This window comes from Pseudoxanthomonas indica (genome assembly GCF_900167565.1).
Lineage (GTDB): Bacteria > Pseudomonadota > Gammaproteobacteria > Xanthomonadales > Xanthomonadaceae > Pseudoxanthomonas_A > Pseudoxanthomonas_A indica.
This window is the reverse complement of record NZ_FUZV01000002.1, coordinates 1,325,406-1,341,924: the sequence shown is the minus strand read 5'-3', so window position 1 is coordinate 1,341,924 and position 16,519 is coordinate 1,325,406. Positions and strand designations below refer to the sequence as shown.

The 16,519-nt window shown below is 65.6% G+C and carries 19 protein-coding genes; 16 read left to right on the top strand and 3 right to left on the bottom strand.

From position 1 onward, the window contains the following. The first annotated feature begins 49 nt into the window (after window positions 1–49). The 14 genes from fliE to fliR all read left to right on the top strand — a co-directional run bounded on the left by fliE (window position 50) and on the right by fliR (window position 11,453). The gene (gene fliE, locus B5X78_RS16870; protein ID WP_079725918.1) at window positions 50–418 is read left to right on the top strand and encodes a flagellar hook-basal body complex protein FliE; all 369 of its coding nucleotides are present in this window, start codon (window positions 50–52) and stop codon (window positions 416–418) included. 31 nt (window positions 419–449) lie between these two features. After that, window positions 450–2,123, top strand: coding sequence for a flagellar basal-body MS-ring/collar protein FliF (gene fliF / locus B5X78_RS16865; protein ID WP_079725917.1), 1,674 nt, complete (start codon window positions 450–452; stop codon window positions 2,121–2,123). 22 nt (window positions 2,124–2,145) lie between these two features. Then, on the top strand, window positions 2,146–3,132 hold the full coding sequence (fliG, locus tag B5X78_RS16860; protein WP_229730788.1) for a flagellar motor switch protein FliG: 987 nt from the start codon (window positions 2,146–2,148) through the stop codon (window positions 3,130–3,132). Beyond that, the gene (locus B5X78_RS16855; protein WP_079725915.1) at window positions 3,129–3,740 is read left to right on the top strand and encodes a FliH/SctL family protein; all 612 of its coding nucleotides are present in this window, start codon (window positions 3,129–3,131) and stop codon (window positions 3,738–3,740) included. The genes fliG and B5X78_RS16855 overlap by 4 nt, the downstream gene beginning before the upstream one ends. Continuing rightward, on the top strand, window positions 3,737–5,119 hold the full coding sequence (gene fliI, locus B5X78_RS16850; RefSeq protein ID WP_079725914.1) for a flagellar protein export ATPase FliI: 1,383 nt from the start codon (window positions 3,737–3,739) through the stop codon (window positions 5,117–5,119). Before B5X78_RS16855 ends, fliI begins: the two co-directional genes overlap by 4 nt. Before the next feature lie 3 nt (window positions 5,120–5,122). Beyond that, entirely contained in the window at window positions 5,123–5,587 is a 465-nt protein-coding gene (gene fliJ, locus B5X78_RS16845; RefSeq protein WP_079725913.1) for a flagellar export protein FliJ, read from the top strand. Further along, window positions 5,584–7,035, top strand: coding sequence for a flagellar hook-length control protein FliK (locus tag B5X78_RS16840; RefSeq protein WP_079725912.1), 1,452 nt, complete (start codon window positions 5,584–5,586; stop codon window positions 7,033–7,035). Before fliJ ends, B5X78_RS16840 begins: the two co-directional genes overlap by 4 nt. Window positions 7,036–7,154: 119 nt before the next feature. Next, window positions 7,155–7,688: a flagellar basal body-associated FliL family protein gene (locus B5X78_RS16835; protein WP_229730763.1), complete on the top strand. Its 534-nt coding sequence runs from the start codon at window positions 7,155–7,157 to the stop codon at window positions 7,686–7,688. 15 nt (window positions 7,689–7,703) lie between these two features. After that, on the top strand, window positions 7,704–8,741 hold the full coding sequence (gene fliM, locus B5X78_RS16830) for a flagellar motor switch protein FliM (RefSeq protein ID WP_079726249.1): 1,038 nt from the start codon (window positions 7,704–7,706) through the stop codon (window positions 8,739–8,741). Continuing rightward, entirely contained in the window at window positions 8,738–9,079 is a 342-nt protein-coding gene (gene fliN, locus B5X78_RS16825; protein ID WP_079725910.1) for a flagellar motor switch protein FliN, read from the top strand. Before fliM ends, fliN begins: the two co-directional genes overlap by 4 nt. A gap of 7 nt (window positions 9,080–9,086) precedes the next feature. Beyond that, window positions 9,087–9,527, top strand: a complete 441-nt coding sequence (fliO, locus tag B5X78_RS16820; protein WP_079726248.1) for a flagellar biosynthetic protein FliO — start codon at window positions 9,087–9,089, stop codon at window positions 9,525–9,527. Further along, window positions 9,524–10,363: a flagellar type III secretion system pore protein FliP gene (gene fliP, locus B5X78_RS16815; protein WP_079725909.1), complete on the top strand. Its 840-nt coding sequence runs from the start codon at window positions 9,524–9,526 to the stop codon at window positions 10,361–10,363. Before fliO ends, fliP begins: the two co-directional genes overlap by 4 nt. 10 nt (window positions 10,364–10,373) lie before the next feature. Next, the gene (locus B5X78_RS16810) at window positions 10,374–10,643 is read left to right on the top strand and encodes a flagellar biosynthetic protein FliQ (RefSeq protein ID WP_079725908.1); all 270 of its coding nucleotides are present in this window, start codon (window positions 10,374–10,376) and stop codon (window positions 10,641–10,643) included. Between the two features lie 18 nt (window positions 10,644–10,661). Then, a complete protein-coding gene (fliR, locus tag B5X78_RS16805; RefSeq protein WP_079725907.1) occupies window positions 10,662–11,453 on the top strand; it encodes a flagellar biosynthetic protein FliR in 792 nt (263 codons plus the stop codon). Window positions 11,454–11,556: 103 nt separating this feature from the next. On the opposite strand, the gene B5X78_RS16800 is transcribed toward fliR, so the two are convergent. From B5X78_RS16800 to B5X78_RS16785, 3 genes are all read right to left on the bottom strand, one after another. Further along, entirely contained in the window at window positions 11,557–12,012 is a 456-nt protein-coding gene (locus tag B5X78_RS16800; protein ID WP_079725906.1) for a DUF4262 domain-containing protein, read from the bottom strand. Between the two features lie 190 nt (window positions 12,013–12,202). After that, window positions 12,203–12,556 carry a hypothetical protein gene (locus B5X78_RS16795; RefSeq protein WP_079725905.1) on the bottom strand — a complete coding sequence of 118 codons (354 nt, stop codon included), beginning with the start codon at window positions 12,554–12,556 and terminating at the stop codon, window positions 12,203–12,205. A gap of 914 nt (window positions 12,557–13,470) precedes the next feature. After that, window positions 13,471–14,325, bottom strand: a complete 855-nt coding sequence (locus B5X78_RS16785; RefSeq protein WP_176140894.1) for a LysR family transcriptional regulator — start codon at window positions 14,323–14,325, stop codon at window positions 13,471–13,473. A 145-nt stretch (window positions 14,326–14,470) separates the two neighbouring features. On the opposite strand from B5X78_RS16785, the gene B5X78_RS16780 reads away from it, so the two are divergent. Both B5X78_RS16780 and B5X78_RS16775 read left to right on the top strand, forming a co-directional pair. Beyond that, window positions 14,471–15,214 carry a hypothetical protein gene (locus tag B5X78_RS16780; protein WP_079725902.1) on the top strand — a complete coding sequence of 248 codons (744 nt, stop codon included), beginning with the start codon at window positions 14,471–14,473 and terminating at the stop codon, window positions 15,212–15,214. 300 nt (window positions 15,215–15,514) lie between these two features. Next, a complete protein-coding gene (locus B5X78_RS16775; protein WP_079725901.1) occupies window positions 15,515–16,495 on the top strand; it encodes a GGDEF domain-containing protein in 981 nt (326 codons plus the stop codon). Window positions 16,496–16,519 lie beyond the last annotated feature (24 nt).

Here is a 16,519-nt window from a genome sequence, read left to right as displayed (position 1 = left end):
ACGCATCTTGCACAGGTAGCGACAAGGAACTCTTCCGAGCCACTGCCCCATGACCGATTCCGTCAACTCCATCCTCTCGCAGATACGCAGCTACCAGAACCAACTGGGCAGCCCGCGTGCGCTGGAGCCGATGCAGAACCCGAACGCGGTGCAGTTTGGCCAGCCCGGCGTGCAGGCGCCTGGCGCCACCGGCGCGGCCAGTTTCGGCGACACCCTGCAGAACGCCCTGAAGGGCGTCAACGATGCCCAGAAGAACGCCGGCGCCCTGGCGCAGGCCTTTGAATTGGGCGACCCGCGCGCCGATCTGGCGCGCGTGATGGTCGCCTCGCAACAGTCGCAGGTGGCCTTCCGCGCCACCGTCGAAGTCCGCAACCGTCTCGTCCAGGCTTACCAGGACGTGATGAACATGCCCCTCTAAACAGCCGGCCCTTGTAAGGAATTCTTGACCCATGGCCCTGACGCTCTCCAAGGAATCGCTCAAGGAATCGCTGACTGCCGAGAAGGCGGGCGCAGCGTTGACCAAGATGGGCGATATCCCGGTGTTCAAGCAGATGGGCACGCTGCTGATGATCGCCGGCGCGGTGGCGGTGGGCCTGATGGTGTTCTTCTGGTCGCAGAAGCCGCAGTACACCCAGCTCTACACCGGCCTGGACGCCAAGGCCACGGCCGAAGCCAGCGACATGCTGCGCGCGGCGCAGATCCCCTTCCAGCTCGACCAGGGCACCGGCGCCATCTCGGTGCCGGAAGAAAACCTGCACGACGCCCGCCTGAAACTGGCCGGCGCCGGCCTGGGCGAGAGCGGCCGCATCGGTTTTGAATTGATGGAGCGCGATCCCGGCTTCGGCGTCAGCCAGTTCGTCGAGAACGCGCGCTACCAGCATGCGCTGGAAACCGAGCTGGTGCGCACCATCACCACCCTGCGTCCGGTCCGCGACGCGCGCGTGCACCTGGCCATTCCCAAGCCCAGCGCCTTTACCCGCCAGCGCGAAGCCGCCAGCGCCTCGGTGGTGCTGGAACTGCGCTCGGGCGCCATGCTGGAGCGCAACCAGGTCGATGCCATCGTGCACCTGGTGTCCTCGAGCATTCCGGATCTGGCGCCTGAGCGCGTGACCGTGGTCGATCAGAGCGGCCGCATGCTGACCATCAGCGATCCCAACAGCGAGGCCGCGCTCAATGCCGCGCAGTTCGAGCGCGTGCACAAGCTGGAAGCCTCGCTCAACCAGCGCGTCAAGGAACTGCTGGAACCGCTCACCGGCCCGGGCCGCGTCAACGCCGAAGTGGCGGTGGACATGGACTTCTCGGTGGTCGAGGAAGCGCGCGAAACCTTCAACAACGATCCGGCCAAGATCCGCAGCGAGCAGGTCAGCTCCAACTCGGTGGCCTCGGCCGGCCCGGAAGGCGTGCCCGGCGCCACCAGCAACACCCCGCCCGGCCCCGCCGCCGCCGCAAACCCGAACCCGAATGCGCCGGTGGAAACCGCCAGCAGCGCGACCCGCAACTTCGAGATGGATCGCACCCTGCAGCACACCCGCCAGCCGGCCGGTCGCGTGCGTCGCATTACCGCCGCCGTGCTGGTGGATCACATCCCGCGTGCCGGCGCCAATGGCAAGACCACGATGGTGCCGCTGGATGCCGCCACCCTGACCCGCATCGAAGCACTGGTGAAGGAAGCGGTGGGCTTTGACGGCAACCGCGGCGACTCGGTGTCGGTGATGAACGCGCCGTTCGTGCGCGAAGCCGCGCCGGTGGAAGAAACCTCGCTGCTCGACAACCCCTGGCTGCAGAGCCCGATGGTGCGCGACATCGCCCGCTACGGCCTGGGTGCACTGGTGGTGCTGGCGTTGCTGTTCGGCGTGCTGCGCCCGGCGATGCGCCAGATCATCGCGCCGAAGAACAAGAAGACCACGCACGAAGCCATCGACGTGTCGCTGGTGGAAGACGGCGACGAAGACGGCCAGATCATCAGCGCCCTGCAGCAGGACCGCGCCGAACTCCAGCATGCGCCGCGTGCGCTGCCCTCCGACGCCTACGAAGACCGCCTGCGCCATGCGCGCGAAGCGGTGAAGACCGATTCCAAGCAAGTCGCGCAAGTCGTCAAGGACTGGGTGGCCACCGATGAGTAACAACAGCACTCCCCAGGATGGCCTGAGCGGCGTGCAACGCGCCGCCGTGCTGCTGCTCTCGCTGGGCGAGCAGGACGCGGCCGAAGTGCTCAAGCACATGAACGCCAAGGAAGTGCAGAAGCTCGGCATCGCCATGGCCACCATCTCCGGCGTCAGCCGCGAGCAGGTGGTGCATGTGATGGATACCTTTACCCACGCGCTGGACAAGCAGACCTCCATCGGCATGGGCACCGACGACTACGTGCGCAAGGTGCTGGTGCAGGCGCTGGGCGAAGACAAGGCCGGCAGCCTGATCGATCGCATCCTGCTGGGCCGCAACACCACCGGCCTGGACACGCTGAAGTGGATGGACCCGCGCTCGATCGCCGATCTGGTGCGCAACGAACATCCGCAGATCATCGCCATCGTGCTCTCGCATCTGGACGGTGACCAGGCGGCAGAAACCCTGAAGATGCTGCCCGAGCGTGCGCGCTCGGACGTGTTGCTGCGCATCGCCACGCTGGATGGCATCCCGCCGAACGCGCTGAACGAACTCAACGAGATCATGGAGCGCCAGTTCGCCGGCAACCAGAATCTCAAGTCCTCCACCATCGGCGGCATCAAGGTGGCGGCCAACATCCTGAACTTCATGGACTCAGGCCAGGACCAGACCATTCTGGGCGCGATCAACCAGATCGACGCCGACCTGGGCGGCAAGATCCAGGACCTGATGTTCGTGTTCGACAACCTGGTGGACCTGGACGACCGCGAACTGCAGGCCATGCTGCGCGAAGTGCCCAACGATCGCCTGGGCCTGGCGCTGCGCGGTGCCGATGCCAAGGTGCGCGAGAAGATCACCCGCAACATGTCCCAGCGCGCCGCGCAGATCCTGTTGGAAGACATGGAAGCCCGCGGCCCGGTGCGCCTGTCCGACGTGGAGGGCGCGCAGAAGGAAATCCTCGCCATCGTCCGCCGCCTGGCCGACCAGGGCGTCATCTCGCTCAGCGCCAATAGCGAGGAACTGGTATGAGCACGCCGGTGCGCTGGATGGCGCCGCCGCTGGATTACGTGGCGGCTGCCGAAGTCGAAGCCGAACCGGCGCCGGTGCTGCGCCCACCGACCCTGGAAGAAATCCAGGCGATCGAAGACGCCGCTTACAACGAAGGCCTGCAGCGCGGCCGCGCTGAAGGCCATGCCGAAGGTTTCGGCCAGGGCCAGACCGAAGTGCGCCGATTGATCGCGCAGATGGAAGGCATCCTGGACAACTTCTCGCGCCCGCTGGATCGGCTGGAGAACGAAGTGGTGGGCGCGCTGGGCGAACTGGCCGTGCGCATCGCCGGCAGCCTGGTCGGCCGCGCCTACGAATCCGACCCGGCGCTGCTGGCGGATCTGGCCACCGCCGCGCTGGAATCGGTGGGCGGCACCAATCGCGATGTCGAACTGCGCATGCATCCGGATGACATCGCCGCGCTGACGCCCTTGCTGGTGACCTTCCCCGCCACCCGCCTGATCAGCGACACCAGCCTGAGCCGGGGCGACCTGCGCGTACACGCCGAGAGCGTGCGTATCGACGGCACCCTGGAAGCGCGTCTGCGCGGTGCGCTGGAAAACGTACTGCAACGTGGAGGCGCGGTATGAGTGCGCAACCGCTGGAATGGATCAACGCACGCGACGTGCGCCTGGCCACGCGCCTGTCCAACATCCGCCCGAACCTGGGCAGCCACGGGCTGATTCGCGAAGGCATCCTGCGCCGCGCGGTCGGCCTGACCCTGGAAGCGATCGGCTGCGAAGCGCCGATGGGCGCCACCTGCAAGGTCGAAGTGATTGACGGCGGTTGGGTCGATGCGGAAGTGGTCGGCTTCTCCGGCGAACGTACCTACCTGATGCCCAGCGCCGAACTGCATGGCCTGCTGCCCAATGCGCGCGTGGTGCCTTCGCGCCGTCGCGGCGGCGTGGAAGTGGGCGAAGGCCTGCTGGGCCGCGTGATCGACAGTGACGGCGTGCCGCTGGATGGGCGCGGGCCGATCCGCGCCGAAGCCAGCGTGCCGCTGGCTGGCGTGGCCATCAATCCGCTCTCGCGCGAACCGATCACCCAGCCGCTGGACGTGGGCGTACGCGCGATCAATGCGCTGCTGCCGATTGGCCGCGGCCAGCGTGTGGGCCTGTTCGCCGGTTCGGGCGTGGGTAAATCCACCCTGCTCGGCATGATGACCCGCTATACCGAGGCCGATGTGATCGTGGTGGGGCTGATTGGTGAACGTGGTCGCGAAGTGCGCGACTTCGTCGAAAGCACGCTGGGCCCGGTGGGCCTGGCGCGCGCCGTGGTGGTGGCCAGCCCCGCCGATCGCCCGCCGCTGGCGCGACTGCAAGGCGCGTATCGCGCCACGGCGATTGCCGAGTGGTTCCGCGACCAGGGTTTGAACGTCTTGTTGCTGATGGATTCGCTGACCCGCTTCGCCCAGGCGCAGCGCGAGATTGGCCTGTCCGTCGGCGAGCCGCCGACCACCCGCGGTTATCCGCCGTCGGTGTTCGCCCGTCTGCCGGCGCTGGTGGAACGCGCCGGCAATGGTTCGGCCGGGCGCGGTTCGATTACCGCCTTCTACACCGTGCTGACCGAAGGCGACGATCCGCAGGATCCGATTGCCGATGCCGCGCGCGCGATTCTCGACGGCCACATTCTGCTCTCGCGTCGGGTGGCCGACAGCGGCCTGTACCCGGCCATCGACGTCGAATCCTCGGTCAGCCGTGTGGTGACCGAAATCGCCGATGACACCTGGCGCGATCGGATTCGCAAGCTCAAGCGGCTGCTCTCGGCCTACAACAGCAACCGCGATCTGATCGCCATCGGCGCCTACCAGCGCGGCAGCGACGCCACCGTCGACGAAGCCCTGGAGCGCTGGCCGGAGATCATGGAATTCCTCGGACAGGACGTGGCCCGTTCTTCCGATCTGCACGACAGCCGTGACGCCCTGGAAGATCTGGTGGGTCAACCGGCGCAAGCCCGCAAGGAACACTAAGCCATGATGCAATCACGCCGATTCGATCCGCTGTTGCGCCGCGCCCAGGAGAAGGAAGACGCCGTGGCGCGTGACCTGGCCGAGCGCCAGCGCACGCTGGACACGCAGGAATCGCGCCTGGAAGAACTGCGCAAGTACGCCGAGGAATACGCGCAGAGCCAGATGGCCGCGACCAGTCCGGCGCAGCTGGCCAACCGCCGCGCGTTCCTGGATCGCCTGGACAGCGCGGTCAAGCAACAGGCTCAGACCGTGGACCGCAGCCGCGCCAGCGTGGGCATCGAACGCGATCGCCTGCTGCTGGCCGGGCGCGACAAGAAGGTGCTGGAACAGCTGGCCGCCAGCTACCGGGTGCAGGAAGCCCAGGTGGTGGAGCGCCGCATCCAGCGCGAGATGGATGACGTGGGCGCGCGTCGTTCGCGCCTGGCGGCGACGGCTGCTGCGGCCGAAGAGGCCGGAGAGACATCGTGAAGTCCGACAGCGCCGCCCTGCCCGCGTTCCTGGTCAAGACCGGTGCGGCCGCGTCGGCCTCGTCGTCGTCGACGGGCGCGCGCAAGGAATCCAGCGGTGGCGATGACTTCGCCAGCGTGATGCGCAAGAGCGAGTCCGCCAGCAACAGCGAAAAGCCGGTCAGCAGGCATGAGGATGCGGCGCGGGCCACTTCGCGTCGTGCGGAACGCGAGCAGGCGCAGGCACGATCGCAGGCGCGCAATGGCGCGGGCGAGCGTCGTGCTGCCAATGCTTTCGCCGATGGCAAGAATGAATCCGAAGCCGCCACGCAGGCGTCAGAGTCCGCGGCCGCGTCGGCGTCGACCGGCAAGGTGGGCGCGAAAGTCGCAAGTGCGGACCGCGAGGCGAGCACCGACAAGAACAAAGACCAGGACAAGGTACTGGCGCAGGACTGGCCACCGGCCGGTTTGATCCTGCCTTCGATGCTGCTGGACGCCGGCATGCCCGCGGCAACGGCCGTGGGCGTGGCGGGTGCTGCAGCCGGTGACGTGTTGCTGGGCGGTGCTGCCTCGGCTTTGACGGGTGGATTGGCTGGCGGCCTGGCGGGCGTTCTGCCCACCGGCTTGCGTGCGCTTGGCCTGGCGAAGCCGGACGCTGCAACCCTGACTTCCGATGCCGGTGCCAATGGCACCGACGGCTTGCCGCTGGCGGACGCCAATGGCGGCGCCGGCACCTCTGCGAATGCCAACGGGGCCAGTGCCGCCGGCGAACGGGCGGGCAAGATCGCCCTGCCCGGCCTGCTCACTTCAACACCGGGCCAAGCAGCCGCCACCACCGCCGCGCTGCCGACGCCCGCCGACGCCGCCCAGCTGCTGCCGATGGGCCTGGCCCAGTTCAAGGACGCGTTGGATGGCGCCTTGGGCGGCAAGCGCGACGACCTGCCGGCCGCTGCGGCCGCGTTCGCCGCCACCGGCACCACCGCGCCGTCCGACAACGGCCTGACGCGCACCGCCACCGTCAATCCGCTGACTGCGCTGACCCCGGACGTCAACACCGACCAGTTCGGCGAGACCATCGGCACCCAGTTGACCTACATGGCCAACGAAAAGATCAGCCATGCCCACATCAAGGTCAGCCCGAACGACATGGGCACGATTGAAGTGAGCCTGAAACTGGACGGCGACCGCGTGCATGCCGACTTCAGCAGCCCGCAAGCCGATGTCCGCCAGGCGCTGGAACAAAGCCTGCCAAAGCTGCGCGAGCTGCTGGGCCAGCAGGGTTTCCAACTGGCGCAGGCCGATGTCGGCCATCGTCAGCAGCAGCAGGCACAGTCTTCGGGTTCGCAGGGGTTTGGTGAACGTGCTGGCCAGGGTGGTCGTGAAGGCTTTGGCGGCAATGGCCAGGGCGATGCCGGGGCGCCGGCTGCAGTGGTGCGGGTGACCCGCGGGCTGGTCGACACTTACGCGTAACCCCCACCCCAACCCTCCCCCGCAAGCGGGAGAGGGAGCGAAGGCAGCCCGACAAAATCCCGCCACGCCCCCCGGCACACGGCTTGCATCTTCTCTCCTGTCCAACTGGAGAGTGACCCGTGCCCCCCGCCGATAAAGCCGACCCCAAGCTGCTCAAGCCCAATGCCAAGCCCGCCGGCAAGCCGTGGCTGATGATCGCCATCATCGCCATCGTCGCCGCAGGTGCGGCCGGCGGTGGTGCGTGGTACTTCACCCACCAGGCCGACGCCGAGGCCAAGGGCGAGCACGCCGACAAGGCCAAGGAAGCCGCCAAGAAGGGCGCCGTGCCCGCACCGGCGCAGTACTTCGCGCTGGAACCGCCGTTCGTGGTCAACCTGATCGGATCGGTCGGCGGCGCGCGCTACCTGCAGGTGGAAGTGCAACTGATGACCCGCGACCCGGAAGACATGAAGGCCATCGAGCTGCATGCCCCGGCCCTGCGCGCCAAGCTACTGATGCTGTTCGCCCAGCAGGACGCCGAACAACTGATTACCCGCGCCGGCAAGGAACAACTGCAGGCGCAGGCGCTGGCCGAAGTGCGCAAGGTGCTGACCGCCGAAACCGGCAAGCCGGCCGCCGAGCAATTGCTGTTCACCAGTTTCGTGATGCAGTAACGGAGCCGCACGATGATGAGCGACCTGCTCTCACAAGACGAAATCGACGCCCTGCTGCATGGCGTGGATTCCGGCGCGATTGAAACCGAAGAGCCGCCGGTTGAACCCGGCGTCGCCCGCGCCTACGACTTCTCCAGCCAGGACCGCATCGTCCGCGGCCGCCTGCCGACGCTGGAGATGATCAACGAGCGCTTCATCCGCACCTGGCGCATCGGCCTGTTCAACCTGCTGCGGCGCTCGGCGGATCTGTCGGTGCGCGGCATCGAGATGATCAAGTTCTCCGAATACCTGCACTCGCTGTACGTGCCGACCAACCTCAACCTGATCCGGCTCAAGCCGCTGCGTGGCGTGGGCCTGGTGGTGTTCGAGCCCAAGCTGGTCTACACGGTGGTGGACAACTTCTTCGGCGGCGATGGCCGCTATCCGGCCAAGATTGAAGGCCGCGAGTTCACCGCCACCGAGATGCGCGTGATCCAGCTGCTGCTCAAGCAGACCTTCACCGACCTGGTGGATGCCTGGGCGCCGGTGATGAACGTGGACTTCGAGTACATCAACTCCGAGGTCAATCCGCACTTCGCCAACATCGTCAGCCCGCGCGAGTACGTGGTGGTCAGCCGCTTCCATGTGGAACTGGACGGCGGCGGCGGCGAACTGCACATCACCCTGCCCTACTCGATGCTGGAACCGATCCGCGAACTGCTCGACGCCGGCATCCAGTCCGATCGCGTGCACGAAGACGACACCTTCCGCGAGAGCGTCAACGATCTGCTGCGCGGCGCCGAAGTGACCCTGTCCAGCATCCTGACCGAAAAGCGCATCAGCCTGCGCCAACTGACCCACCTGAAAATCGGCGACATCCTGCCGATCGACCTGCCCAAGAGCATCCCAGTGTGCGTGGAGCAGGTGCCGGTGTTCACCGGTGAGTTCGGCATTTCCAACGGCAACAACGCCGTCAAGATCACCGCCACGCATCCGCCTGGCACGCGTTTCACCACCGCCTCCCAACCGCCAGCCGGCAACGCTCCGGTGGCACCACAGGAAACCCACGCATGAGCACTCCCCTGACCAAAGAAGCCGCGGCCGCGCAGTTCGAAGCCCTGCTGGCCGAAACCAAGAGCAGCCAGGAGGCCGACATGAGCCTGGACGTGATCCTGGACGTGCCGGTGATGCTGTCGCTGGAAGTGGGCCGCACCCGCATCCCGATCCGCAACCTGCTGCAGCTCAACCAGGGCTCGGTGGTGGAACTGGAACGCGGCGCCGGCGAACCGCTGGACGTGTTCGTCAACGGCACCCTGATTGCCCATGGCGAAGTAGTGGTGGTCAACGATCGTTTCGGCGTGCGCCTGACCGACGTGGTCAGCCCCAGCGAACGCATCCGTCGCCTGCGCTGAGTTGATCATGGCCACTCCGCTTTTTTCCGCCCCGATTTTCTCAGCGGTGTTTCCGCTGCTCGCCACTGCCGCCAATCAAGCGGCGGTGCCGGCGCAGAAGATCGGCCATGCCGCTCCCGCCACGCCCGGCATTGGCGGCGCGCTGGTCGGCCTGATCCTGGTACTGGGCTTGATCCTGGGCCTGGCCTGGTTGCTCAAGCGCATGCCCGGCCTGGGCGTGGGCCTGCGCCCCAACGAGGCGCTGCGCGTGGTCAGCAGCCTGTCGGTGGGCGCCAAGGAACGCCTGCTGGTGGTGGAAGTGGGTGGCGAACAACTGCTGGTCGGCGTGTGCGCCGGCGGCATCAACACCCTGCACCGCCTGGCCGAACCGCTGCCGCCGCCGCCCGCGGCACAGCCCTTGCCTGACTTCGCGCAACTGCTGGCCAAGCGCCTGCGTAAAGAGAAATGATCATGCGTCGCCTGCTTCCCCTGCTGTTGAGCCTGTGGCTGATTGCCGCGCCAATGATGGCGCTGGCGCAGACCGCGCCCAACGCTGCTGCTCCCGCTGCCGCCCAGACCACCGCACCGGCCACCGCCGCTGCCGCAACGCCGAGTGCACCGCGCGCTCCGACCCTGCCCGCATTGCCTGACGTGACAGTCGGCAAGATTGGCGGCAACAACGTCAGCCTGCCGTTGCAGACGCTGCTGCTGATGACCGCCATCACGCTGATTCCTTCGGCGCTGCTGGCGATGACCGCCTTTACCCGCATCATCATCGTGCTCGGCCTGCTGCGGCAGGCGCTGGGCACCGGCCAGACGCCGTCCAACCAGGTGCTGGTCGGCCTGGCGCTGTTCCTGACCATGCTGGTGATGATGCCGGTCGGCGAGAAGGCCTGGGCACAAGGCATGGCCCCGTATCTCAATGGCCAGATTGATTTCTCCAGCGCCTGGACGTTGACCACCGGCCCGCTGCGCGACTTCATGCTGGCGCAGGTTCGCGAAACCGATCTGATGACCTTCGCCGGCATGGCCGGCCACGGCGCCTACGGCAGCCCGGCCGATGTGCCGTTCCCGATTGTCGTCGCGTCCTTCATCACCAGCGAACTGAAGACCGCGTTTGAAATCGGCTTCCTGATCTTCATCCCCTTCGTGATCATCGACCTGGTCGTCGCCAGCGTGCTGATGTCGATGGGCATGATGATGCTCTCGCCGATGCTCGTTTCCGCACCCTTCAAGATTCTGTTGTTCGTGCTGGTCGACGGCTGGGTGCTGATCGTCGGCTCGCTTGCCGCCAGCTTCAACTGAGACCGCTGCCATGACCCCTGAAACTGCTCTCACCGAACTGCGCGGCGGCCTGGAAATCGCGCTCTGGGTCGGTGGCCCGCTGCTGCTGGTCGTGTTGGTGGTCGGTGTGGTCATCGGCGTGATCCAGGCCGCGACCCAGTTGAACGAACCGACCATCGCCTTCGTGGCCAAGGCCGTGGCGCTGACCGCCGCGTTGTTTGCCACGGGCGGTTATCTGATGGGCACGTTGGTCGAATACACCACGGCGTTGTTCCATCGATTGCCGCATGTGATTGGGTGACGACGTAGCCGCAACGTAATGGACGCCGCCACCCAAACCGTCATCGACGGACAGCAGGCCTTCGCCGTCATCAACGCCTTGATGTGGGTGATGCTGCGTACCGGCGCCATGCTGATGGCAATGCCGCTGGTCGGCACGCGTGCGGTACCCGTGCGCGTGCGCGTGATGATTGCCGGCTCGCTGGCCATGGCCCTGGCGCCGATGCTGCCACCCTCGCCGCAACTGCTGGCGATTGATGCGGTCACCGTACTCACCGCCATGCGCGAATTGTTTGTCGGCGCCAGCATCGGCTTCCTGCTGCGGCTGGCGTTCGAAGCCGGCGCCATGGCTGGCGAACTGGTCTCGCAAGGTACCGGCCTGGCCTTCGCACAGATGTCCGACCCGCTGCGCGGCGTCAACTCCGGTGTCGTCGGCCAATGGTTCTACCTGGCCTTCGGATTGCTGTTCTTCACCTTGAACGGCCACCTGGCGCTGATTGCGCTGCTGGTGGACAGCTACCACGCACTTCCCATCGGCACCGCCCTGCCCGACCCGCAAGCCATGCTCACGGTCGCGCCGACATTCTTCATGCAGGTGCTGCGCTCGGCGCTGAGTCTGGCGCTGCCGGTGATGGTGGCGATGTTGGCAGTGAATCTGGCGTTCGGCGTGCTGGGGCGTGCGGCGCCCGCGTTGAACCCTATCCAGTTGGGTCTGCCGACCGCCTTGCTGCTAGGCCTGCTGCTGCTGTCGATGTTGTCAGGCGAGCTTGGGCCGCCGGTGCAGCGGATCTTTGATCAGTCGTTTGATGCGGCGCGGGCGCTGACGGGCTGAGACGCCAGATCAATCGGTGCGCGCTCTTCCGCCTCGCGTACCTGCCGATGTCACCGCTGGCAGTTGAAAGTTGATTATCAGGCCTCCGATGGCTTGAGACGGCTCAACAGACAAGGGTCAATGCCTCCTCCGTCGAGATGTAGTCGTATCCCGCCTGCCAGGGATAGCGGTGCTCGCTGTCCGGAAGGAACATGACCATGGCAGCGAAGGGCTTGCCCTGATAGTAGCGAACGGCAGTACCGAGATACTCCGTGAACATCTCCGCGCGAACGGACTTGAAGACCACTTTGTAGTCGCCCGCAAGGACATGGGCATCCTCGACATCTGGCTTGAAGGCATGCCCACCTTTCAATAGGTCCGCGCACTCATTGAGCAGTGCATGCGCCTTGTCTCGCTCCAATCCGAACACAACAATCTCGGGCGCGCCGTAGGACGCTTCAAACCCGATGGTGTAGCTGAAATTCTGCCCACCTGCTTCGTTGGAGAAGACGTGGAGGCAGTGCCAACCATACGTTTGTATGTGGTCTGCGATTTCCTCCCTCTGAGCAACCGGATTCATTCCCCTTATCCGCCTTCCGTTGAATTTTGCGAGCCTACCAGAATGGTTGCCCGGGCAACGCGCTCCGGGGGTCGGAATTTGCCTTCATCTCAATGCGGGGTTTCCTGATATCGCCCTTCGCGATTCACCCGCTCTGGAGTTCTCATTGGACGAATGCGGCGGGTCCCCCCATCCCACGTATGCCAGCCCGTTATTTGGGCACCCACTCCGCAGCAATGGTCGCGAGCCGGGCGGTCGCCTCCTTCGAGCCGAATCTGCCAGCGGCCCGAAAACCATCCTGCGCGGCGTCCGCGTCGGTACAAACCTTGGACAGAATGCTTTCGGCTACGACCCGATGAGGCTCGATGCGTGCCGCGTACTTGACCAGCAACGCCGCGCCCGCGCTGTCTGACTCATGCCCATCCAGGGCGTAGGACCAATAGAGATTGTCGTACGCGAGGACAAAAGCCTGGAATGGCAACTCGCCTGCGGCACAGAGCCGAATGAGTTCATCACCGCGATCCAGTGCGGCAAGCAGCTCAGGTTCGGATGGGTAACCCTGCAAAGTGCGTCCTTGCAGCCCGAGGGTGGATGTTGGCGGCAGCGTAGCTACACGCCCGGCATCGGGTCAATTGCCCTATTGCGCTCCCCGTAGCGTCCTCTTTGATCCCTCAGGATGGTCAGTTTTCTGTGAGCGTTAGACGCGGACTTCTCCGATGGCTCACCCGTGCCAGCCTCAGTACTGTGGCCCTGCCAAGCCCATGCACGAAAGAGAAGTCAAAGGAGCTCATGAAATTTTTAACCAATAGTGAAGCCCAATGGGAGTGCCTTGGACATGGCTTGCATCTCTGCCTTGCCGTGTGCAAACTAGCTGCACGACTCATCCCTTGTCTTGTCATTCAGTTGGCTCTGGCTTGGGACGAAAAAACCGCCTTCACGGCGGTTTTTTCATGTGCGAAGGATTTGTCTCACAGATTACGAACCGCAACGCGACCGCCGTCTACATCGACGGCTACAACCTGTACTACGGGCGTATTCGGGGTACGCCTTACAAGTGGCTGGATGTGGTGTCACTCTTTGAACACTTGCTACACGGACAAAATCCCCACGCTGAGCTCAACTCGGTCCGTTACTTCAGCGCACCGGCCCTGGGCAGGTTTGCTACCCACGGAGATGCCTCCGTCCTGGCCCAGCAGGACTACATCCGCGCCCTGCAACAGGTGCATCGTGATCGGTTCTCTACGGTCATGGGGAAGCACAGCTATGACAGGCATGGGACCTCGCTTCCACATTTCGAGCCAGGCAGGCCATTCGATCGGACGCACCGGGTCAAAGTCTGGAAGCTCGAAGAGAAGCAAACGGATGTGAACCTGGCGCTCTCGTTGTACCGGGAGGCCTCTACAGGACGCTATCATCAAGTGGTGGGAAGCCGATACGCAAACCCTCGCATTGGTAGGACCGACACGTATCTCGAAACTGCTACTGCGCGACTGACCGAAGCAAAGCCGCATCCTCCCCCTTCAACTCCCGCTCCCGCCCCAGCAGATGTACCTCGTTGAGGCACTTTACCTGCAACCGGTGCACGCGCACCCGTGTCTTGTAGGCACTGCCCAGCGCCGCATCCATCGGCACGATCGACCAGCCGCGCCCATGCGCGACGCTCTCCAGCGCTTCTTCCAGTTCGTCGAAGTGATCACTGCGATGCCAGCGTGACGGCAGCGCCAGGTTCTGGCTTTCAAACCAGCGGAAGAACACGTAGTCGAATTCCTCGTAGGTGACGAATGGCAAGGCGGCAATCTCGTCGCGGGCCGGCGTGGCGCGGCGCGACTTGGGCCCGACCAGCACCAGTTCCTCTTCGCCGATCGACAACGAGGCGATGCTGGCCGTGACCAGCGGCCGGTAGCTCACGCCCAGTGCCACCCGTCCGGTTTCCAGCAGGGCCAGCACCTGGCTGGCGGTGCGGAACAGCACTTCAACCGGGCGCTGCGGCGGCAACGCGGCCAACAGCCGCGGCACCAGTCGATAGCGGCCAAAACCCGACACACAGGCGATGCGCAGGGGTTCGGCGGCGATATCCTCGCGCACGTTGTCCCAGGCCTGGCCCAGATCCAGATACGCGCGCTCGATCGATGCAGCCAGCACGCGGCCGCGCGGGGTCAGCAGCAAACGACTGCCCTGCCGGCGGAACAACGGCGAGCCCAGCTGCTTTTCCAGTTGCTGCACGTCATAGGTCACCGCCGACGGCGATTTGTGCAGCACGCGCGCGGCGGCATTGACCCCGCCTTCGGCCACGACGCAGCGGAAGACGGCCAGGCGACGGAAGTCCGGTGACATGCGCGCTCCTGCGGGTGAAGGCCGACAGTGTGCCAGCCCCGCCGCACGCCCGCCGTTCAATGCCATTGAACAGTGGCCGCGGATCCTGAAATGGCCCGTGCGGCACCGCGGCGCTAGGCTCCGATCTTCGCCACGAGGTCCACCGATGCGCGCACTGCCTGGGTTGTTCTGCCTGCTGTTGTCCCTGCCTGCCAGCGCCCAGGTCAGCCTGCGTGACAGTGGCGATGCCGCACACCTTTTCGCTTATCGGGCCCAGCCTGGTCAGCAGGATGCGTTTGATGCCGGCTACCGCCAGCACCTGGCTTGGCATCGCGAGCACGCCGACCCGCTGGTCTGGTATGGCTGGGATGTCGTCGATGGGCCGAATGCGGGGATGTTCGTGGACGGCAGCTTCGGTGCTCCGTTCGCCGCCTTCGACCAGCGTGTCGACCCCGCCGGCGACGGCGCCGATGCCGCACGCCACTTCAGCCCGCACGCCATTCCACAGTACCGCGCCAGCTATCGCCTGCGCCGCGACCTGAGCAGCGCGTTTCCGCTGGAGCAATGGCGGCCCACCGCGCGCATGGAAGTCACCCACTACACGGTTGCACCGGGCTCGCGTGCATTGTTCGAAGAAGCCGTTGCTTTGGCGAAGCAAAACCTGCCTTCGGGTGCCGCGCACAGCTGGTACGAGTTGGTCAGTGGTGGCGAGGCGGGCTATCTGCTGCTCATCGCGCGCCAGGGTTGGGCCGACTATGACCAGCCCGCCGATCATCTGGATGCGCTGTTGGCGCGATCAAAAGCGCCGCGCGCGCAGGCTTTGCGCCAGCAACTCACTGGCGTAGTTGCCTCGGCTCGCACGGAAACCTGGGAATACCGTCCCGACATGAGCCTGATGCCGGCGCGGTGATGCGAAGGCGAGCCCTACGAGGCAGTCGGCATTGGCGTCGCCAGCCAAGTAAACACGGTGTCGCCCATTCGAGGTCCAAGCCGGTTCCGGAGCTGCTGGAGACCGCCTTCACGGCGGTTTTTTCATGCCCGAAGGTTGTGTGCCCCGGTCTGGCAGCCGGCTGCCCCTACCGACCTGAACCGTGACGCCCTTCACCCCCCGCCAGTATCCCGGCACTAAACTTGCATCCGCTTTGGGTAACTCCACCACCCCGACCCACTACATCGCTGCCCATGGCAGGGCCGCGATCCCGCCAACCGGATGAACACCAAGACGCGAGACACCCGCCTTGAACTGATCACCCTGCTGGGTTCGACCACGGCGGTGGTGATCGCGGCTTTCGCGTTGTTCCGGATCACTCAGGGCGCCTGGCTGGCCGCCGTGGTGGACCTGCTGATCGTGGCGGCGGTGCTGGGGGTGGTGTTCTACGCCCGCGCCAGCGGCAACAGCGCCCGCGCCGGCAACATCTTGTGCCTGCTCAATTCCGTGGCCTGCCTGGCGGCCGCGTACGTGATTGGCCCGGTCGCGCTGACCTGGCTCTACCTGGTGCTGCTGACCAACTTCTTCCTGGCCGATCGCCGGCTGGCGCTGGGCGTGGGCCTGGCCATGCTGGGCGTACTGTGCCTGATGCCCGGCCAGTTCGCCGATGCCTTCGTGATGGTCTCGACCCTGGCCACGGCCGCGCTGACGGCCCTGTTCTCCTACATCTTCGCCACCCGCAGCCAGGATGATCGGGTGGAGCTGCAGGAACTGGCCTCGCTTGATGCGCTGACCAACGTGCCCAACCGCCGCATGATGGAAAAGGCCCTGGCCCAGGCCCTGGTCAACCAGAAAGCCGGCCGCTGCTGCTATGGTCTGATCGTGCTGGACCTGGACCGCTTCAAGGACGTCAACGATCAGTACGGCCACGCCGCTGGCGACAACGCCATTGCGGATCTGGCCTCGATCCTGCGCTTTGAAATGCGCAAGGACGACCATGTGTTCCGCTTTGGCGGCGAAGAGTTCGTGGTGCTGCTGCGGGTCAACAATCGCGAGGAACTGGAAGCGGCCACCGAGCGCCTGCGCAAGGCGGTGCGCGAATCGCTGCGCGGTCCGGGTGGGCGCATCACCATTTCCCTCGGCGGCGCGCTGCTCGGCCATGAGGCCGACTGGCATGACTGGTTCTCGCGCGCGGACGCCGCGCTATATCGGGCCAAGCAGAGCGGGCGGGACAACTACGTCATCGCCGAAGACTTGTTCTAGCAAGCTGACCGGCTCCGCCGCACC